The organism is Ligilactobacillus ruminis DSM 20403 = NBRC 102161 (genome assembly GCF_900113455.1).
GTDB lineage: Bacteria > Bacillota > Bacilli > Lactobacillales > Lactobacillaceae > Ligilactobacillus > Ligilactobacillus ruminis.
On record NZ_FOPI01000009.1, the window covers coordinates 49410 to 70338 of the forward strand.

The 20929-nt window shown below is 46.0% G+C and carries 18 protein-coding genes; 1 reads left to right on the forward strand and 17 read right to left on the reverse strand.

The window, feature by feature from the left end; genetic code table 11:
- Window positions 1–22 precede the first annotated feature (22 nt).
- The 16 genes from BMZ95_RS03620 to BMZ95_RS03700 form a co-directional block, all read right to left on the reverse strand.
- Window positions 23–715, reverse strand: coding sequence for a hypothetical protein (locus tag BMZ95_RS03620; protein ID WP_046921948.1), 693 nt, complete (start codon window positions 713–715; stop codon window positions 23–25).
- A 69-nt stretch (window positions 716–784) separates the two neighbouring features.
- Window positions 785–1174 (reverse strand): DUF2712 domain-containing protein, encoded by a 390-nt coding sequence (locus BMZ95_RS03625; RefSeq protein WP_046921947.1) that lies wholly within the window; start codon window positions 1172–1174, stop codon window positions 785–787.
- Window positions 1175–1344: 170 nt separating this feature from the next.
- Entirely contained in the window at window positions 1345–2211 is an 867-nt protein-coding gene (gene fba / locus BMZ95_RS03630; RefSeq protein WP_014073916.1) for a class II fructose-1,6-bisphosphate aldolase, read from the reverse strand.
- A 568-nt stretch (window positions 2212–2779) separates the two neighbouring features.
- Window positions 2780–3442 carry a phosphate signaling complex protein PhoU gene (phoU, locus tag BMZ95_RS03635; protein WP_014073919.1) on the reverse strand — a complete coding sequence of 221 codons (663 nt, stop codon included), beginning with the start codon at window positions 3440–3442 and terminating at the stop codon, window positions 2780–2782.
- A 22-nt stretch (window positions 3443–3464) separates the two neighbouring features.
- A complete protein-coding gene (gene pstB / locus BMZ95_RS03640) occupies window positions 3465–4220 on the reverse strand; it encodes a phosphate ABC transporter ATP-binding protein PstB (protein WP_014073920.1) in 756 nt (251 codons plus the stop codon).
- An 8-nt stretch (window positions 4221–4228) separates the two neighbouring features.
- Window positions 4229–5029: a phosphate ABC transporter ATP-binding protein PstB gene (gene pstB, locus BMZ95_RS03645; protein ID WP_014073921.1), complete on the reverse strand. Its 801-nt coding sequence runs from the start codon at window positions 5027–5029 to the stop codon at window positions 4229–4231.
- 13 nt (window positions 5030–5042) lie between these two features.
- A complete protein-coding gene (pstA, locus tag BMZ95_RS03650; RefSeq protein WP_014073922.1) occupies window positions 5043–5936 on the reverse strand; it encodes a phosphate ABC transporter permease PstA in 894 nt (297 codons plus the stop codon).
- Window positions 5937–6854, reverse strand: coding sequence for a phosphate ABC transporter permease subunit PstC (pstC, locus tag BMZ95_RS03655; protein ID WP_046921946.1), 918 nt, complete (start codon window positions 6852–6854; stop codon window positions 5937–5939). It lies immediately after the preceding gene.
- Complete coding sequence (locus BMZ95_RS03660; protein ID WP_046921945.1) at window positions 6841–7728, reverse strand: phosphate ABC transporter substrate-binding protein PstS family protein; 888 nt, start codon at window positions 7726–7728, stop codon at window positions 6841–6843. Before BMZ95_RS03660 ends, pstC begins: the two co-directional genes overlap by 14 nt.
- Before the next feature lie 1202 nt (window positions 7729–8930).
- Complete coding sequence (locus BMZ95_RS03670) at window positions 8931–10730, reverse strand: alpha-amylase family glycosyl hydrolase (RefSeq protein ID WP_046921944.1); 1800 nt, start codon at window positions 10728–10730, stop codon at window positions 8931–8933.
- Window positions 10711–13149: a glycogen/starch/alpha-glucan phosphorylase gene (locus BMZ95_RS03675; RefSeq protein ID WP_046921943.1), complete on the reverse strand. Its 2439-nt coding sequence runs from the start codon at window positions 13147–13149 to the stop codon at window positions 10711–10713. Before BMZ95_RS03675 ends, BMZ95_RS03670 begins: the two co-directional genes overlap by 20 nt.
- Window positions 13150–13176: 27 nt before the next feature.
- On the reverse strand, window positions 13177–14610 hold the full coding sequence (gene glgA, locus BMZ95_RS03680; protein ID WP_014073926.1) for a glycogen synthase GlgA: 1434 nt from the start codon (window positions 14608–14610) through the stop codon (window positions 13177–13179).
- A gap of 5 nt (window positions 14611–14615) precedes the next feature.
- On the reverse strand, window positions 14616–15761 hold the full coding sequence (glgD, locus tag BMZ95_RS03685) for a glucose-1-phosphate adenylyltransferase subunit GlgD (RefSeq protein WP_014073927.1): 1146 nt from the start codon (window positions 15759–15761) through the stop codon (window positions 14616–14618).
- Window positions 15751–16893 carry a glucose-1-phosphate adenylyltransferase gene (locus BMZ95_RS03690; protein WP_046921973.1) on the reverse strand — a complete coding sequence of 381 codons (1143 nt, stop codon included), beginning with the start codon at window positions 16891–16893 and terminating at the stop codon, window positions 15751–15753. Before BMZ95_RS03690 ends, glgD begins: the two co-directional genes overlap by 11 nt.
- A gap of 44 nt (window positions 16894–16937) precedes the next feature.
- A complete protein-coding gene (glgB, locus tag BMZ95_RS03695; RefSeq protein WP_014073928.1) occupies window positions 16938–18959 on the reverse strand; it encodes a 1,4-alpha-glucan branching protein GlgB in 2022 nt (673 codons plus the stop codon).
- Between the two features lie 579 nt (window positions 18960–19538).
- Window positions 19539–19847 carry a hypothetical protein gene (locus BMZ95_RS03700; RefSeq protein ID WP_014073929.1) on the reverse strand — a complete coding sequence of 103 codons (309 nt, stop codon included), beginning with the start codon at window positions 19845–19847 and terminating at the stop codon, window positions 19539–19541.
- Window positions 19848–20267: 420 nt separating this feature from the next.
- On the opposite strand from BMZ95_RS03700, the gene BMZ95_RS03705 reads away from it, so the two are divergent.
- A complete protein-coding gene (locus BMZ95_RS03705) occupies window positions 20268–20516 on the forward strand; it encodes a hypothetical protein (RefSeq protein ID WP_014073930.1) in 249 nt (82 codons plus the stop codon).
- A 141-nt stretch (window positions 20517–20657) separates the two neighbouring features.
- On the opposite strand, the gene BMZ95_RS11410 is transcribed toward BMZ95_RS03705, so the two are convergent.
- Window positions 20658–20929: hypothetical protein (locus BMZ95_RS11410; protein WP_225357349.1), on the reverse strand; the 272-nt coding region annotated here is incomplete at its 5' end.

The following is a 20929-nucleotide window of genomic DNA, read 5'->3' on the forward strand; positions in this document are numbered from 1 at the left end:
TTTAAAAATTGCTCCCAAAATACTACCCCTTCACCTTGTCAATTCTCAAATCAACTTCCGTTAAATGCTTTGAGTCCCCTATCAGCTGGCCTTTTCCGTCAATCAACAGACACAACCTGTCATGATAATCTTTCAACTCGGTATCCTTAACGACAAATGCGATATAAAATTTTCTTTCCTTGCCGTGCTCAAGCTTAAGATGTCCCATCTCATCAAAGGGATTCATCAACATTGCCTCGTAATCTTCTATTGTGTCCTTGCCGCCTTTGACCCTTAACTGCGCACTAGGAAGATGAAAAGTATAATCACGATTATTTTTATTTTTAGCTAAAATTTCCAACGTTACGTATGAATCATCACCAACCAAATTGTTATTTGCATCCATCGAAATTTTCTCATCATAATAATATTTCCTGTCCGTTCGTTCGATGTTAACTAATTTTTTGCTGGATACAGCCGAAAGAACTCGGTATTCTACACCGTCATTTTGATAAGATTCATTCATCTTGACGGTTTTCATATCATCGGTCTCAACTTCAAGAAAATCCCCTCTTCTCTTTGACCTGACATTCTTAGAAAGCTTAACTTTTTTACCATAGCTTGCCTTGCTTTCAGGCAACAAATCATTCAAAAAATTCCCGTTTCTGACAAAAGCAAATGCCAAAACGAAAGCCGACAAAGCTATGATGGTAAAAGTCGTGTATTTTTTTCTCACAGGTATTCCCCCCAATGCGATTAAATTTCAAGTAAATGTTAGGTGTATCTCTTGCTGATTACAAGTTAACTAAATGCTATCCGGACTCCAAAGCATATTTACATGTCCACAATATGGCGAAATTAACAAGCCACCATATCTATACCCATTTTCGTAGACTAAATTTTTAACATACACACGTTGTCCTTTTCTAACTTTGTATGCCTTATAAAATCCTTTAGCCTTATTAATATCCCGAGGTCCACGAGCTGCATATGCCATTGCAACATATGGTCCGTCAGACCTGTCATTGTAAGTATACATTGAACTTGCATCCGTTTTTTTACGCGCTCCAGTAGCTAAATTGCCACCATCACCAGGATTATATCTGGAGAACCGAGTATCAGAGTGATTATTAGCAGAAATCAAATCGCCTGCGCTAATTTCGAATGCCGCAACCAACATTGTTAGCAAAATCATTAATTTTAAACCTATTTTTTCATTTCAATACATTCTCCAAAAAAGAAATACATCTAACAATTGAATTATATTTCGATTAATTTATGCTGTCAATATCAAATTTTACTAATTTTCCCCACAAAAAAAGAGCCGCCCCAAAGGCGACCCTTTTCCTCATATCAACTAAAGAATTAGTCGATTGATGGTGTACCCATCCAGCCGATGATTTCTTCAACTGTATCTGTGATAGCTTGTGTGCCAGGTGCAAGAAGCTTACGTGGGTCGTAACCCTTGCCTTCTTGATCCTTGCCAGCTTCGATGTACTTGCGTGTAGCATCAGCAAATGCCAATTGGCATTCCGTGTTGATGTTAAGCTTGGAGATACCCAAAGAAATAGCCTTTTCAACTTGTTCTTGTGGGATACCAGAACCACCGTGCAAAACAAGTGGCATATCTGGAAGTGCATCAGCAATTTCCTTCAAACGATCGAAGTTCAAGCCAGCCCAGTCTGCTGGATACTTGCCGTGGATGTTGCCAATACCACATGCAAGGTAATCAACGCCTGTAGCAGCCATCTTTTTAGCGTCTTCAACGGAAGCAAGTTCACCTGCACCAGTGATGCCGTCTTCTGTACCACCGATTGAACCAACTTCAGCTTCAACGGACATGCCGTGAGCGTGTGCCAATTCAACGATTTCCTTTGTCTTAGCCAAGTTTTCTTCAAGCGGAAGATCATGGCCGTCGAACATAACTGATGAGTAACCAGCTTCGATACATTCCTTGGCAGCTTCGTAGTTACCATGGTCCAAGTGCATAACAACAGGAACCGTGATGTTCATAGCTTCCATTTCGTTTGCAACCAAGTCGCGAACAAGCTTGTAGCCGCCCATGTACTTAGCAGCGCCCATAGAAACTTGAATAAGAACAGGAACGTTCTTTTCTTGAGCACCCTTGAGAATAGCACGTGTCCATTCCAAGTTGTTTGTGTTGAAAGCACCAACACAGTAGTGGCCTTTACGAGCTGCACCAAAGATTGCGTTACCGTTTACGAATGACATAAAACAGCCTCCTAAAAGATTTCAGTAAAATTACTCTTCTGAGTACACTCTCATTTTAACACATTTCCCCTTATCAAAGCACCTGTTTTTATGAATTTTCACTGATTATCATTGAAAAGCACTTACAATTTTCAAACTGTCCGAATCATCTCACAACCGCCCGATTTTGGTCGTGCTTGTCAAATGCAGAGCTTCTGACCAAAACAAAAGGCTGGAGGAAAATCATGCCGCAAATTGCCCCTGGATGGCTTTGCGGTTAATCGCAAATCGTCCTGGAGTTTGGATATGCGCTTTTTAACAGCCAAAAGGTCGTTCTCAAGGCAACGTTAAGGAAACGGGGGAGTTTTTTAACAACCAAAAGGGGGAATTTCCATGCATCAAAATGACCAAAAGGAGATGATGTCCGTGGTACGCTGATTAAGCAGGCACTGCATTTGGCAAGCCGTTTACGGACATATCGCTAAAAATGAGGGCTTTGTCCGTAAATCTGAATGAGGTCTTGACTCAGATTAGTTATGCATCACTGTATTTATCAAAAAAGGCCTGCCCGATCTGCAAGCCTGTTTTCTCAAATATCTTTTTTGCCTAATTCAACGATCTTTCCGCGTTTCGTGTAAACGATCCACTCGGCAATATTCGTAATGTAGTCACCGATGCGTTCAAGCCTGTTCGCAATTTTCAGATAATCGATGCCTTCGCCCGTATTTTCCGGGCTTGTTTGGAGCAGCTTGACGGATAAGGTGTTGACCTTTGAATAGATTTCGTCGTTTGTCGCATCCCTCTCGGCAATTTCGACGGCATGTCCGTCATCGACTTCAGTATACGCATCCAAAATATCCTGCAGCATCTTGGCGACGTTTTCGCCCATCCTCGTCAACAGCTCGTCAATTTGTTCGTTTCTTTCGTGAAGCTTCAGATCAAGCACCGTTTCAGAAATGTTGACGGCATGGTCGGCCAGACGTTCCAAGTCGGCGCTTGCTTTCAAAATCGAAATGATTTCGCGCAGATCCATCGTCACCGGCTGCTGCAAGGCAATTACCTGAGCAGATTTCTTTTCAAGGTGAGTTTCTTTGCCGTTGATGACCTCATCGTGGTCGATCACTTCCTGCGCAAGTTTTTCGTTGCCTTCTTCAAAAGCCGTAACCGTTTTTTTGACTGCTTCCAAAACTTCAAGACCCATCGTGATGAATTCTTGTCTCAAAGCCATGATTTGAGTGTCTATATGTCGCATATTTTTCTCCCTTCCTCAATTATTATCCGAAACGTCCGCTTAAATAATCATCGGTCTTTTTGTTGTCCGGCGTCACAAAAATTTTCTTGGTCAGCCCCGTTTCGATCAGCTCGCCGTTCAAGAAAAATGACGTCGTGTCAGAAATTCTTGAGGCCTGCTGCATGTTATGAGTCACTATGATACAAGTATACTCTTCTTTGAGCTTCAAGAGCATCTCTTCGATCAAACTGCTTGAAACAGGATCAAGCGCGCTCGTTGGTTCGTCAAGCAAAATCACTTCAGGTCTGACGGCAAGCACGCGTGCGATGCAAATGCGCTGCTGCTGCCCGCCTGAAAGAGCCATGGCGCTTTTTTTCAGATCGTCTTTGACCTCATCCCAGATTGCCGCCTGTTTGAGACTTGTTTCAACGCGTTCGTCCAAAACCTCTTTGTCCTTGATGCCTGCAATCCTCAACCCGTAGACAATGTTTTCATAAATTGAAAACGGAAATGGATTTGGCTGCTGAAACACCATGCCCACGCGCTTTCTGAGCGTAACCGTGTCGGTTTGCGGCGAATAGATGTCATTTCCGTCAAGCCTGATGTCGCCAGTGATCTTGACGTTTTCAATCATGTCGTTCATTCGATTCAAGCAGCGCAGATACGTGGATTTGCCGCAACCGGAAGGACCGATCAAAGCGTGAATGCCGCCTTGCGGAAAATCAAGCGTGATGCCTTTCAGCGCTTCTTTTTTGCCATAGTACAGATGAACGTCTTTTGTCGTAATAATTTCGTTCATAATTCCACCTACCCGAAGTTTCCGGAAACATAATCTTCAGTCGCCTTGATTGCCGGATTCGTAAAGATATGCTTCGTCTTGTCGTATTCGATCACGTGTCCCATATGGAAAAATGCAGTGTAGTCGCTGACCCTTGAGGCCTGTTGCATGTTATGAGTCACGATGATGATCGTGTATCTTTCCTTTAATTTCAGCATCGTTTCCTCAACTTTTAAAGTCGAAATCGGATCGAGCGCGCTGCATGGCTCATCCATCAGCAAAATATCCGGTTTCATCGCAATTGCGCGTGCGATGCACAAGCGCTGCTGCTGCCCGCCTGAAAGGGCCAAGGCGCTTTTGTCAAGATCGTCTTTGACCTCATCCCATAAAGCCGCACCTTTCAGGCTTTCTTCAACGATTCGGTCTTGTTCGACCTTGTCTTTCAAGCCTTTTTCCTTCAGCGCAAACGTGATGTTGTCGCGAATGGATTTTGAAAAAGGATTCGGACGCTGAAACACCATGCCCACGTGTTTTCGCATTTCGTAAACGTTGATGTTTCTTGAATTGATGTCGATTCCGCGATACATGATCTGACCTTCGACGCGCGCCACGTCGTCGTTCATTCGATTGAGGCTGCGCAGGAACGTGGATTTGCCTGAACCGGAAGCTCCGATTAAAGCAGTGATCCTGTTTTTCGGAAATTGCATATTGCCGTCAAAGAAGGCCTGCTTATTGCCGTAGAAAACCTGCAGATTATTCGTCGTCATCGCAATTTCGGTTTCTTTTTGATTGAACCGCACAATATAGGTATCTTTTAAGTCATATTTCAAAGCATCCATCTTCTCACCCCTGTTTTGCCGCCGTCAAATGCTGATAAAGCTTTTGTCCCAAGAAACGTGCCGATAAGTTGAAGATCAAGACGGCAATGATCAAAACGGCCGAGGATCCGGCCGAAATCTGTTCCGCATCCGGCATGATGCCTTCAGAATTGATTTTCCAGATATGCACGGCCAAAGTTTCCGCCGGTCTGAACAGATTCAGAGGACTTGACGCATCGAACGGATTCCATTTCGTAAAGTCGACGCTCGTTGCACTTTGTCCTGCCGTGTAAATCAAAGCCGCAGCTTCGCCAAAGATTCTGCCGGCACACAAAACGATGCCGGTGACGATGCCGGGAATTGCTTCCGGCAAGATGACCTTGATCACGGTATGCCATTTTGACAGGCCAAGTGCAAGCCCTGCTTCACGCTGAAGCTTCGGCACGGAATTCAGAGAATCTTCAATATTTCGCGTCAGCAAAGGCAGATTGAAAAACGTCAATGCGATTGCACCGGACAAAATCGAAAAGCCGAGCTTGAACTGAACGACAAACAGCAGGAAGCCGAAGAGGCCGACCACGACCGAAGGGAGCGAGCTTAAAATTTCGATTGCCATGCGAATGACGTTCGTAAGTGCATTTTTCGGTGCATATTCAGCCAAAAAAATGCCAGCACCAAGCGAAATCGGAAACGAAATTATCAAAGTCAAAATCAGCAGATAAAACGAATTGAACAACTGAATGCCGATGCCTCCCCCGGACGTAAAGGCCTTGGATGACGTCGTCAGAAACTTCCAGGAGATGTGCGGCAGTCCTTGAATCAAAATTCTTCCTATCAAGAATGCCAAAATCACGACGACGATTACTGCGATGATGCGAATCATCAGCAACGCAAGCGTATTTGTCTTTTTTGGATTCAATTACATTCTCCCCTTTCTTGAAATCATTCTTACCAAAATATTGAAGAACAACGACATCAAAAGCAAGACCAAAGCAAGCGACCACAATGCGTTGTTTGCGACCGTTCCCATGACGGTATTGCCGATTCCCATCGTCAGCACGCTGGTCAAAGTCGAGGCCGGATTCGTCAGACTCGTCGGCAAAAGCGAGGCATTGCCGATGACCATTTGAACCGCCAAAGCTTCACCGAATGCGCGCGCCATCCCAAACACGACGGCCGTCATGATGCCGGGAAGAGCCGCCCTCAAAATAACGCGCCAGATCGTCTGCCACTCGGTTGCACCAAGAGCAAGCGAAGCGGATTTGTAATGCTTCGGCACGGCTTTCAAACTGTCGACCGTCATCGACGTGATCGTCGGAAGAACCATTACGAACAAAACGAACGCCCCCGACAAAATGCCGTAGCCCGACCCGCCAAAGTGACTGCGCACGAACGGCACGACGACGGTTAAGCCGATAAACCCGTAAACGACGGAAGGAATGCCGACCAAAAGCTCAACGACGCTTTGCATAAACGCGCGACCTTTGCTTGACGAAAGTTCCGTCATGTAAAGGGCCGTCCCGATTGCAAACGGTGTTGCAAAGAGCGCCGCCAAAAGCGTAACGGCAAACGATCCGACGATCATCGGCAAAGCCCCGACAAGCGGCTTGCCGTCTTCGCCTTTGACGTTCGGATTCCAGTCGGTTCCCGTCAAGAAGTCCTTTAAACTCGCATGATTTTCCGTAAATGTCGCAATTCCTTTTGCAAACACGAATGCAAAAATTGAAACAACCACCGCTAAAATCAAAATGATTGCCGCATAACTCAAAATCTTTCCTATTACATCCTGGTTCGATTCCTTCGAACGCTTCAATATTTTATCTCTAATCGGATCCATTCCGCTCACCTTCTTTGACCGGCACGACTTTGCCGTTTGAATCTTTTTTGACCTTCATCTCAGAAATCGACACGTAGCCCAGTGCCTTGACCAGATTCTTCTGCACGTAATCTGATTTCATATAACCAAGCAGTTTCTTTGTTTGTTCATTTGGTTTGCCGTAAGTATACATATGTTCATACGACCAGATTTTCCATTCACCCGTCTGAACGTTTCCGGCAGTCGGTTTCACTCCGTCAATTGCGATTCCGAGCACGTCTTTTGAAATATATGAAAATGACAAATAGCTGATTGCTCCAGGCGTGTGCGCGACCATCTTTGAAACGGTCCCGTTTGATTCCTGTTCCTGTGCCTTGGCCATCTTTTCATTTCCCATCACTGCGCTTTCAAACGCTGCTCTTGTTCCTGAACCTTGCGCGCGATTGATCAAAACGATTGCCAGATTTTTACCTCCGACCTGTTTCCAGTTCGTGTATTTTCCTGAAAAAATCCCGCGAAGCTGCTCCATCGTAAGTTTCGTGATGCCTGCTTCCTTATTCGTAACAGGTGCCAGCCCCATCACGCAGACCTTGTGATCAACCAAGTCCTTGCCCTTGATTCCGGGCTGCTGATCGGCAAAAATATCCGAATTCCCAATCGAAACCGCTCCTGCCTGAACTTGTGAAAGCCCAGTTCCGGACCCTCCCCCTTGAACCGTAATCGACACGTCGTGATTATCTTTTTGATATTCTTCAGCTGCCATCTCGACCATCGGCTGCAGCGCCGTTGATCCGACAACCGTAATTTCTCTTTTTTGCTGCGCTTTCGAACCGCACCCGACAAGCACAAGTGCCATCAGCGATACAAGGCACAGAATCCGAAAATTCTTTCTCATGACAATCGCCCTTTCTTTATTTTCATTACAATTGTAAAGTTCCAATGTAAAGGTCGTTGGGTCGCTTTGTAAAGGATATGTAAAGAATGTAAGTTATGTATTGATCGGATTGACGCTTGCTGCAACAGCACTGTATTTCGCCAAATTTTCACGGCAAAATGCAGTGCTCGCGGCAGCCAAAGTCTGCTTTTATACTCGTTTTTGCCTGCTCACACGGCTAAATCCAGCGCCGCGGAACCAGAAGTAGACAAAAACGAAGCAAAATGATCGTATTTTGTCTACCGCTGCCTTCAAAAGTCCCCCGCGCGGACCTCAAAGTAGACAAAAACAAAGCAAAACGACCGTTTTTTGTCTACCGCCGCCTTCAAAAAGCCCCCGCGCGGAACCAGAAGTAGACAAAAACGAAGCAAAATGATCGTATTTTGTCTACCGCTGCCTTCAAAAGTCCCCCGCGCGGACCTCAAAGTAGACAAAAACAAAGCAAAACGACCGTTTTTTGTCTACCGCCGCCTTCAAAAAGCCCCCGCGCGGACTCAGAAGTAGACAAAAACAGAGCAAAATGACCGCATTTTGTCTACCGCTGCCTTCAAAAAGGCCCCGCGCGGACCTCAAAGTAGACAAAAACGGAGCAAAACGACCGTTTTTTGTCTACCGCCGCCTTCAAAAAGCCCCCGCGCGGAACCAGAAGTAGAACAAAATCCCTAAGAATTGAAAAAATGTTCTACCGCCGACTCCAAATCCGGCTCGCGCGGTCCCGAAAGTAGAACAAAATCTCCAAAAATTGCAAAAATGTTCTACCGCTGACTCCAAATCCGGCTCGCGCGGCTCCGAAAGTAGAACAAAATCCCTAAAAATTGCAAAAATGTTCTACCGCCGACTCCAAATCCGGCTCGCGCGGTCCCGAAAGTAGAACAAAATCTCCAAAAATTGCAAAAATGTTCTACCGCTGACTCCAAATCCGGCTCGCGCGGCTCCGAAAGTAGAACAAATTATCTAAAAATTGCAAAAATGTTCTACCGCCGACTCCAAATCCGGCTCGCGCGGCCCCGAAAGTAGAACAAAATCCCTAAAAATTGCAAAAATGTTCTGCCGCTTCCCGTCCGCAATATCCCCTAACCACAACCACCCTCAACATCCGCGCCACCCCCATTCCGCGAAAAAAACCGCAGCACCCAACGGCACTGCGGTTTTTCAATAAATTTTCATATTTCGGCGCTTTCCCAAGCACCAAACTTCTTCTTGGCAAAAGCCTGACACAGCTTGGCACCAAGCCCCGCCTCGTCATGGAAACTTTGCAATTGATCCGGGTTAAATTCTGCTTCGCAATCGGACGCATTGACCAGATATGCGACTGCTTCATCGCCCAAAAAGCGACCGATGCCAAAAAACGTTCCGCTAACGAACAAGGATAGCTCACCGCGACTCAGCACCTGCGACGCCCGGCGCTTTGAAATTAAGCATTTCATGAATTGCAGCATCTCTTGATTCTCGTGCCCCCATGGGAAGAAACGGCGGTTGTCCGGATCGGAATCACCGACAAGACCAGCTTCATCCCCGTAGTAAACGCAAGGAATCCCAGGGAACATGAACAATAGCTCCCATGCAGTTCTGACAAGCTGCATCTTTCCCGAACACGCCGTAATGATGCGCTTGGTGTCATGCGTATCCAAATTGTTCAGCGAATTGAAGAAGAAATCTCGCGGATAGTTTTCTCGAAGCTGCATCAGTTCGTGCGCAATTTCAAGCGGAGATCTAGAGCTTAACACCAGATCAATGATGCACTTTCTCAGCGGATAGTTCATGACGCCGTAAAGACCGTTGCCATAAACGTAGCGGCGCCGCTTGGAGTAGGCAACCTTGTTTGAAGCATCCTCCCAGACTTCGCCGATCAAGACGCGCTCCTTATAATCATCCAAAGTTTTGCGGATATTTTCAATAAAATCGTCCGTCAATTCGTCCGCAACGTCAAGCCGCCAGCCGTCAACGCCAAAGCCCGTCCACTTGCTGATGACGCTGTCTTTTTTGCCGTAGATAAACTGCTGATAGTCCGGATTTTCCTTATCAACGGTCGGCAAGTCGGACACGCCCCACCACGAATCATAGGAATCGGGATAGTGAATGAAGTGAAACCACGAATAATACTTGCTTTCCTTGTTGCGAAAAGCGCCTTCGTCATCACCGTAAAGTCCGCCCGCATTGAAATAGCGGCTGTTTTTGCCAACGTGATTGAACACGCCGTCCAAAATCACGTGAATCCCGTTTGCATGCAGCTTTTGCAAAAGCTCTGCAAAATCATCTTCTGTTCCGAGCATCGGATCGATTTTCATGTAATCGTTGGTATCGTAGCGATGGTTGCTGGTCGCCTCAAAAACGGGATTCAGGTAGATCATCGTGATGCCAAGCTCCTTTAAATAAGGAATCTTTTCGATGATGCCACGAATGTTGCCGCCGTAAAAATCCCAGCGATCAATGCCGCCGTCCTTGTTTCTGATGTACATCGGCAGATCCGAATCCGTCCCGTAAATGAAACTGTTCTGCTTGCGGCCGTCGATTCTGCCATCGGGATTCCCGTTTGCGAACCGATCCGGAAAAATCTGGTAGCAAACCGCATCCTGATACCAATCGGGGGCTTCGACCTCGCGCTCATACACCGTCAACTGGTAGGAATGCTCGGAAAGTTCGCCCTCATTCTGCGTGACGCCAAGTCCCAAACAGTAATAATAGGTCTGCTCAGAATTATTTTCGTACAAAACGAGCTTGAAGTAATAAAATAAAAGTCCAGCAGAGCCTGCCGTATACGTGCAGCAATAGCGTCCGTCATGCTGATCTTCCATCTGTAAAATGCAGGGCGTTGATTCGCCGTCGCGATAAATTTCCAGCTCAACGCTTTTAACGTAAGCGTCATAGACTTCAATCATGAATTCTGCTGCCTGACCTGCTTTGATTGCGCCAAAGGGTCGCTTGTACTCTTTTCTCCAAGGATTAAAGCGGATATTGGCCATTTGCTCCACAATCCTTTCCGTCTAACGGGGCAGAAGGGGCAACGTGCCAAATTTCGTCAGCGTACTTTTGAATCGTATAATCAGATGAGAAGTAGCCGGCATTTGCAATGTTGACGAGGCACTTCTTGTTCCAAAGCGACGGATTGCGGTACGTCTTTTCGACCTCGCTTTGTGCTCTCAGATAATCTTCGAAGTCGCGCAAAACAAAGTATTCATCTTTGTCACGCACGAGCGAATTGAAAATTTCCGCACCTTCTGCGCTGATTGAAGGAATCGTTCCGTCGACAAACGCATCAAGCACACGATGCAAAATCGGGTCGTTTGCGTAATAGTCGCTTGACTGATAGCTGTGATCGGCTTCGTATTGCAAAACTTCTTCTTTCTTCAGACCGAAGATAAAAATGTTGTCCTCGCCCACGTAATCCTTGATTTCAATGTTGGCACCGTCAAGCGTTGCAACGGTCAAGGCTCCGTCGAGCATGAATTTCATGTTGGACGTGCCGGATGCTTCCTTTGTGGCCGTTGAAATCTGCTCGCTGACGTCCGCAGCCGGAATGATCTTTTCCGCAAGCGATACCCCGTAGTCTTCCAGGAAGACGACCTTGAGCTTGTCTTTGATCGTTTTGTCGTTGTTGATCAGGTTGCCGACCTCATTGATGCATTTGATGATTGATTTTGCATAATGATAGCTCGGAGCAGCCTTGGCACCAAAAATGAAGACGCGCGGCACGACGTCTTTTTTCGGATCATCCTTCAGATCAAGGTAATATTTCACGATTTTCAGCAAGTTGAGCAATTGACGCTTGTATGCGTGAAGACGCTTGACCTGAACGTCAAAGATCGCATCCGGCGAAACGACGATTCCCGTCGTCTGTTTGATATATTTTGCAAGATCGACCTTGTTTTGATGCTTTGCCTTGCCGATATCGGCAAGCAGGCGCCAATCGTTGAGATGCGTTGCGAGATTGTGCAGCTCTTTCGGATTGCTGCGCCACTTCGTTCCGATTGTCTTGTCGATAATCTTGGCAAGGCGCGGATCAGCGATTTGAAGCCAGCGTCTGATCGTGATCCCGTTCGTCTTATTATTGAAACGTTCCGGATAAAGATGGTAGAAATCCTTCAAAACGTCTTGTTCCAAAAGATCCGTATGCAATTTAGCCACACCGTTCGTGCTGTGCGACCCGATGATTGCAAGGTGTGCCATATGCACGATGCCGTTGTTCACGATGCGCGTGCCAGAAATAAGGTCGGTCTCTGCTCTTTTGGCAAGTTCAAGCGCATAGCGCCGGTCAATTTCCGCAATGATTTGCATGATGCGCGGCTGCACGCGTTCAATAAAGGAAACCGGCCATTTTTCAAGCGCTTCCGACATGATTGTGTGGTTCGTGTAGCTCATCGTCTTGACGGTCTGATCAAAGGCCTCGTCCCAGCCCATCTTTTCATCGTCAAGCAGAATGCGCATAAATTCAGCGACGCACATTGCAGGATGAGTATCATTGATGTGCACGGAAATATGATCTGAAATTTCACTCATCGGCTTGCCGTACTTCTTGTAATGGCGTACGATACTTTGAAGACCTGCCGAAACGAAGAAGTATTCCTGACGGAGTCTCAACAAACGTCCTTCTTCGTTTGAATCGTCCGGGTAAAGAACTGAGGTCAGATCTTCGACTTTTCTTCTCGATTCAATGGTCGGAAACTTGACTTCTTCTGAAGCAGGAATTTGCGCATCCCACAATCTCATCGTGTTGACGTGATTGTTTTTGTAGCCGACAATCCCCGTATCGTAAGGAACAGCCCGAATGATATAAGAATTTTTGTAAACCGGCTGAAGCACGCCGTCAACTTCTTCCAAATAGACCTGTCCGCCGAATTTGACGTCAACGGCCTTGCTTTCGCGCGCAACTTCCCAGACGTTTCCTTGATTGAGCCATTCGTTCGGAAGTTCGACCTGATAGCCATCAACGAACTTTTGCTTGAACAGGCCGTACTTGTAGCGAATCCCGTTGCCGTTGACCGGGAGTCCGTCGGATGCGCTCGAATCCATGAAGGCGCTCGCCAAACGACCGAGTCCACCGTTTCCCAAAGCCATGTCGCGTTCTGCTTCGGCAATCTCATCCAGACTGAGTCCCATCTCTTTAAAGGCCGAATCAACCAGTTCGTACCAGCCCATGTTCAAAAGATTGCTCTTGAGCAGCCTCCCTGGCAAAAACTCGATTGAAAAATAATAGACCTGCTTTTGGTCTTCTTTGATGTAATTCTTCCACGTCTTGCGCCAAATGTCGGAATAACCGGACTTGACGACTGCCGCCAGCGTCTGATACAGCTCTTCCGGCGTCGCATCCTTGACGTCCAAAGCATATTCATCGGTCAAACGCCGCTTGAATTCCTTGATAAACTGTTCCTTAGTGATTTCCATACGCTTACCCTCCTTGAAAAACGTAAACTAACGTAAAATTTGCTCATACAAGTCAAGATAATTCTGACTTGCACTGTCCCAACTGAAATCAGAAGTCATCGCCGTCTTCATCATGCTTGCCCAGACTTTTGGCTGCTTGTTGTAGACGTTTAGTGCCTGCTTGATTTCCTCCATCATCCAAAACGACCCGAATTCTTCGAAGCCAAATCCAGTGCCGACTCCTTCAATCGGATTATATGCCCATACCGAATCTCTGAGTCCGCCGATCTGATGAACGATCGGCAGCGTGCCGTAACGCATTGAAATCATTTGCGAAAGCCCGCACGGTTCAAATGCGGACGGCATCAAGAACATGTCGCATCCGGCATAGATCTGCTGTGCAAGCTCAACGTCAAAGTCGATGCAGGCGCTGCATTTTTCAGGATAGCGCCCTGAAAAATAGCGAAAATCATGCTCAAAGTTGGCATAACCGGTTCCAAGCACGACGAGCTGAACGTTGAACTGCATCAGATTCGACATTTCCTGAGAAACGAGCTGGAATCCCTTTTGATAGGTCAGGCGGCTGACGATTCCAATCAAAGGCACGTCAGGCTTGACCGGAAGACCGAATTTCTTTTGCAGAGCCTCTTTGTCCTTTTTCTTGCCGGCAAGATTTTTGACGGAAAAATTATAAGGAATTGCCGGATCTTTTTCCGGATCGTTCGTTTCATAATCAATCCCGTTCAAAATTCCCGACAGCTTGAAACTGCACATTCTCAAAATGTCGTCAAGACCGCAGCCGAATTCTTTCGTTTGAATCTCTGCCGCATAAGACGGGCTGACGGTATTGATGCGATCGGCATAAAAGATGCCCGCTTTCATAAAGTTGACGGCGTCTCCCATCTGAATCGTGCCGTCATCATAGCGATCGGCGCTCATCCCGAACAATTCCGACATGACTTCTCTGCCGTATTGCCCTTGAAATTCCAGATTGTGAATCGTCAAAACGGTCGCAACGTGATTGAAGGCTTCGATCCAGCCGTACTTTTCGCGCAGCAAAAACGGGATGAATGCCGTGTGATAATCGTTGCAGTGCAAAATATCCGGAATGTAGCTGATGCGCTGCATCAACTCGATCACCGCCTGCTGGAAGAAAGCAAAGCGTTCGCCGTCATCATAATACCCGTAGATTCCCGGCCGATCAAAATAGTACTTGTTGTCCAAAAAATAATATTGAACGCCATCCATCTTCAGCGTTTTGACGCCGCAATACTGCATGCGCCAACCGACGCTGACGTAAAAATTGAACAAATCGGTCAGTTTGGCCTGATATTTTTCAGGCATCGTCGTATAAAACGGCAAAACGACGCGGACTTCGTTGCCTTTCTTGGCGAGAGCTTTCGGCAAGGCTCCCGCAACATCGCCCAATCCGCCCGTCTTAAAGAACGGAGCGCATTCGGCAGCCGTAAACAGAATTTTCATTTGTTTCACCCCCCGATAACGTCAGCGCAAACATGCTCATGCTTCTTGATGACAACCGGATTTTCAGGCGTGCCTTCGATTCTGACGCTTGGTTCGACCGTCACGCACTTGTCCAAAATCGCATATTTGACGCTTGCGCCTTGCTTGATATTGGCGTTTGCCATCACGATCGATCCGATGACTTCCGCATCTTTTTCAACCGTCGTACACCGCGAAATCAGACTGTGATCAATTTTTCCGTCAATGATGCATCCCGTTGCCAGCTGACTTGCGCTGACCTTTGAACCCTTTGAAAAATACGTCGCAACTTCATTTTTCGTTCTCGTGATCACCTTTTGACTTGAAAACAGCAGCGAATTGAAGTTTTCAGGATCAAGCATGTCCATGTTCGCATCGTAATAGCTCTTCATGTTGTAGATGTTGCTGAGATACCCGCTGTACTCATAAGCATAAGTATCGACCCTGCCGAGCTGTTCAATCAAAAATTCCTCGATGCTTGCCGGCATCCCGATGCTTTCGCCTTCCTTCAAGGCTTCTATCAGCCAATCCGTCTTGACCATGAAGATGCTCATCGACAGATTGTACAAATCTTGATTTTTTTCAACGTTGCCGAACCTGGTGTGGCCCGTCACGCGATTGTCGGAACTCAGATCGAGAATCTGGTCGTCGTTTGCGATTTTTTCGCAAGAAACGCGCTTGAAAACTGCCGTCATCGTGGCATTCTGTGACTGATGAACGTTGAGCACGGTTCGAAGATCGATGTTGCACAGCATTTTATTGCCGATAAATACAGTGTATGCGGACTTCGACTTGCGCAAGAAATCAATGATGTTGCAGTAATAATCTTTGCCTTCGGCCTTTTTGCGCAAAATATCCTGATAAAAGCTCAGGTACTGATAGCTCCCGATGCTGTCAAGTCCCCATTCGCGACCACCGCCCAGGTGATCAAACACGGATTTCACGCGACCTTCGTTCAAAATAATGTAAACCGTTCGAATATTGGCATTGGCGGCACTTGAAATCGCAAAATCCATAATTCTGTATTTGCAATCAAAATAAAGCGTTGAAAGCGGACGATTTTCCGTCAACGGCATCAATCCGCTGTATTCGTGTTCGTTGCCCAAAATGGCACACATCTTGTTAGCCTTCATCTACGGTCACCCCTATCACTTCTGAATTCCCTACGACTGCAACCTCATCTGTTCCGTCAATGACCGCACCATCTCCGATGACTGCATTTTCACCGATAATCGCCCGGTTGATCTTGACGTTTTTGCCGATTGAAGCACCGGTCATGACGACCGAATCCTTGATTGAAGCACCCTCTTTGACCTGAACGCTGGCCGCCAGGATGCTGTGCTTGACTTCCCCTGAAATGAAGCATCCGTCAACGATCATCGAATTTTCAACGTCAGCTTTTTCGGTAACGAACTGCGGCGGCGCAATCGGATTTTTAGAATAGATGCGCCAGTTCTTATCGCGAATGTCAAGTCCGCCTTCGTCATCGATGAACTCCATGTTTGCGCGCCACAAGGAATCGATCGTGCCAACGTCTTTCCAATAGCCTGAAAAATGGTAGGCGTAAACGTTGTCACCGCTCTTGATGTAAAACGGAATGACGTTTTTGCCGAAGTCGTACATGTCGACGTCCTTTTGGAAGCTGTTCATCAAAACGTTTCTGAGTCGCGCCCAAGTGAAGATGTAGATTCCCATCGAAGCGTGGTTGCTCTTCGGTTCGGCCGGCTTTTCTTCAAATTCAGTGATCCGATCGTTCTCATCGGTGTTCATGATGCCAAAGCGGCTCGCTTCATCCCATGGCACGTCGATTACGGCAACGGTCAAAGCCGCATTGTTTTCCTTATGCTGATTGAGCATGTCCTCATAGTCCATCTTATAGATGTGATCGCCTGATAAAACAAGCAGGTATTCCGGATCCATCATATCGATATAATCGATGTTTTGGTAAATGGCATGTGCCGTTCCCTCAAACCACTTGCTGCCTTCATTGTTCGAATAAGGCTGAAGAATCGTGACGCCGGAATCAAGCCGATCAAGTCCCCAGCTTGCGCCATTGCCGATGTGATTGTTCAAAACAAGCGGCTGATACTGTGTAATGACGCCGATGTTCTTGACCCCGGAATTCACGCAGTTGCTGAGCGTAAAGTCAATGATGCGATACCTTCCGCCAAAGGGCACAGCCGGCTTTGCGATGTTCTGCGTTAATTTTCCCAGGCGAGTCCCTTTGCCCCCCGCCAGAATCATGGCAAGCATTTCATTTTTCATTTCACCAGATGGAAAAACTCCATCCTTCACCTTCCTTCCTGCTGTTATTTTTCGCTTGTGACCTTTTTAGTCTTTCCGGATTCCGTTTTTACGGTAATCTTCGTCTTCTTCTTCCGCGGGCTTCGCTTCTTCCTCCTGCCTGCCTTCCTTTCATCATCCGTCATCCGATAGAGATGGTTGACGTAGCGCGTATTGACGTCGACCGGCTTCAGAATCAGCGTGCCGAATGCCGGCACGTTCGTCTTAATGCTCTGATCGTAATTTTTAAATGTTGCGTCGTTGGTCTTCTTTTGCGGATTGCGTCGCAAAAGCGTGCCGCCGAATTCCTTTGTTTCCGTGTTCAAAATTTCCTTGTACGTTCCGGGATAAGGAACCCCGATTGAAAAATCATTTTGCTCGACTGCCGTCAGGTTCATGATGATGATCAAGAAGTCGTTTTTCTTCTTTCCGTGGCGAACAAAACTCAAAATCGTCTGTTCGCGATTGTCGGCATCGATGACCTCGAGACTTTCAGGTTTGTTTTCGGTTTCCCAAAGAGACCTTTCTTCCCTGTACAGTTTATTCAGCGTTGCAGTAAAATGCTGCATTTTAGCATTCAATTCGTCTTCCAGATCTCCGAACGGAAGTCCTTCATAATATCTCCATTCAAGATACTGTCCCCATTCGCTTCCCATAAACAGGAGCTTTTTGCCCGGATGAGTCATCTGATAGGCATAAAGCGTGCGCAGCTGGGCCAGCTGGCGATAGCGATCGCCCCACATCTTGTTCATCAGGCTCTTCTTGCCGTGCACGACCTCGTCATGCGACAGCGGCAAAACGAAATTTTCGGACATCCGATACATCCAGGAAAAAGTCAGCATATCCAAATGATCGCCTCTAAAAAGAGGATCCATTTGGAAGAAGTTCAAAACGTCGTTCATCCAGCCCATGTTCCACTTGTAATCGAATCCGAGCGAATCTTCTTCAAGCATTCCCGTGACCTTGGTACCCGCTGAGCTTTCTTCAGCAATCAAAATCGTCTTCGGATGGGCAAATTTGACGACCTTGTTGAACTTGCGCAAAAAATGCCATCCTTCGAGGTTGCGATTTCCGCCATATTTATTCGGTTTCCAAGGCTTGTCGCCATAGTCCAGATAAATCATGTTCGACACCGCATCGATCCGAAGCCCGTCCAAGTGGAATTTTTCGATCCAAAAGAATGCGCTTGAAATCAAAAACGCTTGCACCTGCGGCTTTCCCAAATCAAAATTCAGGGCGCCCCATTCCGGATTCGATGCGCGATCATGGTCCTCGTACTCGTATGTTGCGGTTCCGTCAAAATAAGCCAAAGCATCATCATTGATGCAGTAATGTCCGGGAACCCAGTCAACAATCACGCCGATGTTTTGATTGTGGCATTCATCGACGAAGCGCTGAAACTGCTCCGGCTTCCCGTAAGCCTGACAAAACGCGAAATACCCAATCAATTGGTATCCCCATGAAGCATCAAGCGGATGCTCCATCAGCGGCATGAACTCAACGTGCGTATAGTTCATTTTCTTGAGATACGGCACGAGTTCTTCCGTCAGATCGTCAAAATCATACGGTCTGCCGTCATCATGATTTTTCCAAGATCCGGCATGTACTTCATAGATGTTCAGCGGTCGCTCAAAGTAGTTGGAGCGTTTTTGGCGACCGCGCCAAAGACCGTCGCTCCATTTAAATTCAGGGATCGTATGGATAATCGAAGCATCGTTTGGACGCTCCTCAAACCTCATCGCATACGGATCGATCTTGTAGACTATTCTCCCAGTGCTTTGCTTGACCTTAAACTTGTACAGCTGCCCCTCTTTTGCATCATTAGTCAATACGCTCCACACGCCGTACCCGTCCTTTTCCATCGGAAGCGTGTCTTCCCAATCGTTAAAATCCCCGACAAGCCAAATCATTTGCGCATTCGGTGCCCAAACTCGAAAAAGATAACCTTCCTCAACTCTATGCGGTCCAAACAGCTGCTCGGCATGATAGTTTTCACCGGCAGCAAAGGTTTTGAGCGCATTTTCGAGATTAAAATCCGCTTTTTCCATAAAAAGTCCCCCTTTGAAGAATTCGACCAGCAGTATCTGTTAATTACCTCTCTAATGACATCATATCACAGTTGCATAAAAATTAGTTGATATTTTCTCATTTTTATTCAAAAACTTTGATTGCGTTTACAATTACCGCTTTAAGCCATTTTCGCAACGATAAGTCAACTATTTCCCAATGAATAATTTAAGAATTTTATTAATGATAAATGAGCTTCTGTATAGTTGTTGCGACCAGATTAAAATTTTGCCAAAATATGTCATCTCATCTTTGACAAACTAGATGCAAAGCTCATTAATCCCTTGCTATCATTATATTTTGACGAACTACACCTTTTTTCAAAGGCAACATTGTTCTTCAAGCAGTTAACAAAAAAGAGCCCTGTTTTCTCACAAGACTCTTCTTCATTTTATTTTAATCTATAAACTAAGCGTTGGTATTTTATGCAAATTTATTTTTTACAGTTTAATTTTTGAACGTTGCCAAATATTGCTTTTTCAGACAGCTTGCTGCCTTCTTAACCCCTGTCGGCATCCGAACATTTTTATCGCCAGCGGTCCAAAATAAAATTCGAATTTTTACGCAATATGATTTTCACGCAAAATTTTCTCAACGATTTCCTCCATTTCGGGTGTTCGTTTCCATTCCTCAAAATGGTCAAAATCTTCTTTTGGCATCTCAAAATTTTCGTTGATGTAATTTTCGTATGCGATCACGTTTTTTGAACGCGGAATGTTCAGCTGCAAAATCCGCACGCTTTTGATAAAACCGCGAATTGCCGCAAGTTCTGCACGACCGTTTTGCGCAATGTCCGACACTTCGTAATACTTGCTGCCGTCATTTCGCGTAATTTCTTCAATCAGATTCAAAGTCTCGTTGCTCTTCATAATAATCACTCCCGGTTCAATTATATCTTAAAATCCGTTCAGACAAAACAAAAACCACCGTAATCACATAGGTTACAGTGGTTGGCATAAGAGAGAAAGAGAATTGATTAGAAGGTAAACTAATTAATACCTTACCCGTACATAATAACGCTTACAGAAAGCGTTGTCAATAATAAATAAGAAAAAATTTATCAAGCCGCGAGATAACGGTAATCCCGTCCTTATTTTCCTGTCGCTTTTCCTAAGTGATTGCACAATTTTTCCGTTGACCCGAAACTGGATTTTGCCATAAAAATTTCCGTGAAGCAATCAGAAACTGCATGTTTCAGTAATCACTCCTGATTTTAGCTAAAAATTGGCATATTTTTGCGATCCATACTATAATAGGCAAGTGAACTCAACGAATTGCGAGGCATTTTCATGATTAACAAAAAACAACTTGCACTGAGTCTTTTCATTGGGGCGGGACTCATTTTAATCAAACTCGTCACATTGGCACTTGCTTCACCGAACGATACGCAGCTCCAGACCGTTTTCTCGCTGTTTTCCATGGGGATGTGGTACGTGCCCTTATTGTTTGTTCTTCTCTACTATTTCGTTTATTCCTCAATCTGCTATTTGGTTTTGCGCGTAATCACGTACACGTTGAATAACGTTTTTCATAAGTGATCAGAGGCTGAGACAAAAGTCCCGTTTTCCTCTTGAAATAAATTAAATGCTGAACAAAGACGGTCGATTTGTGACTGACTTCGTCCGGCTTTTTTAATTTTGATAACTTTTTTGTCAAATGCAGCGTTGAGAATCGCCTGCTCACTCAATGTCCAAGACTGGCTTAAGGGAAAAACGGTGATTTTGGAGATTTGCCCGTAGATGCCGGTCTTCGGTTACAGGCAAAACAATGGCGATGGCCGCACGGACACTAGGGCAGACAAAAACAACGCCTTTCTGCCAAATTTTGTCTACTCTTGCGTCCAATTCTTCCGACCGCGGGCTCCGAAAGTAGAACAAATTTTCCAAAAATTGAAAAAATGTTCTACCGCCGACTCCAAATCCGCCCCGCGCGGCTCCGAAAGTAGAACAAA

Excerpts from the sequence above, each read along its gene's own strand:
- BMZ95_RS03660 (WP_046921945.1), bottom strand. The coding sequence starts at position 7,728 with ATGAGAAAGAATTTTCGGATTCTGTGCCTTGTATCGCTGATGGCACTT.
- fba (WP_014073916.1), bottom strand. The coding sequence starts at position 2,211 with ATGTCATTCGTAAACGGTAACGCAATCTTTGGTGCAGCTCGTAAAGGC.
- glgA (WP_014073926.1), bottom strand. The coding sequence starts at position 14,610 with ATGAAAATTCTGTTTACGGCTGCCGAATGCGCTCCGTTCTTTAAGACG.
- BMZ95_RS03705 (WP_014073930.1), top strand. The coding sequence starts at position 20,268 with ATGATTAACAAAAAACAACTTGCACTGAGTCTTTTCATTGGGGCGGGA.
- BMZ95_RS03670 (WP_046921944.1), bottom strand. The coding sequence starts at position 10,730 with ATGGCCAATATCCGCTTTAATCCTTGGAGAAAAGAGTACAAGCGACCC.
- glgB (WP_014073928.1), bottom strand. The coding sequence starts at position 18,959 with ATGGAAAAAGCGGATTTTAATCTCGAAAATGCGCTCAAAACCTTTGCT.
- BMZ95_RS03625 (WP_046921947.1), bottom strand. The coding sequence starts at position 1,174 with ATGATTTTGCTAACAATGTTGGTTGCGGCATTCGAAATTAGCGCAGGC.
- BMZ95_RS03675 (WP_046921943.1), bottom strand. The coding sequence starts at position 13,149 with ATGGAAATCACTAAGGAACAGTTTATCAAGGAATTCAAGCGGCGTTTG.
- pstC (WP_046921946.1), bottom strand. The coding sequence starts at position 6,854 with ATGGATCCGATTAGAGATAAAATATTGAAGCGTTCGAAGGAATCGAAC.
- BMZ95_RS03690 (WP_046921973.1), bottom strand. The coding sequence starts at position 16,893 with ATGAAAAATGAAATGCTTGCCATGATTCTGGCGGGGGGCAAAGGGACT.
- pstB (WP_014073920.1), bottom strand. The coding sequence starts at position 4,220 with ATGAACGAAATTATTACGACAAAAGACGTTCATCTGTACTATGGCAAA.
- phoU (WP_014073919.1), bottom strand. The coding sequence starts at position 3,442 with ATGCGACATATAGACACTCAAATCATGGCTTTGAGACAAGAATTCATC.
- BMZ95_RS03700 (WP_014073929.1), bottom strand. The coding sequence starts at position 19,847 with ATGAAGAGCAACGAGACTTTGAATCTGATTGAAGAAATTACGCGAAAT.
- glgD (WP_014073927.1), bottom strand. The coding sequence starts at position 15,761 with ATGAAGGCTAACAAGATGTGTGCCATTTTGGGCAACGAACACGAATAC.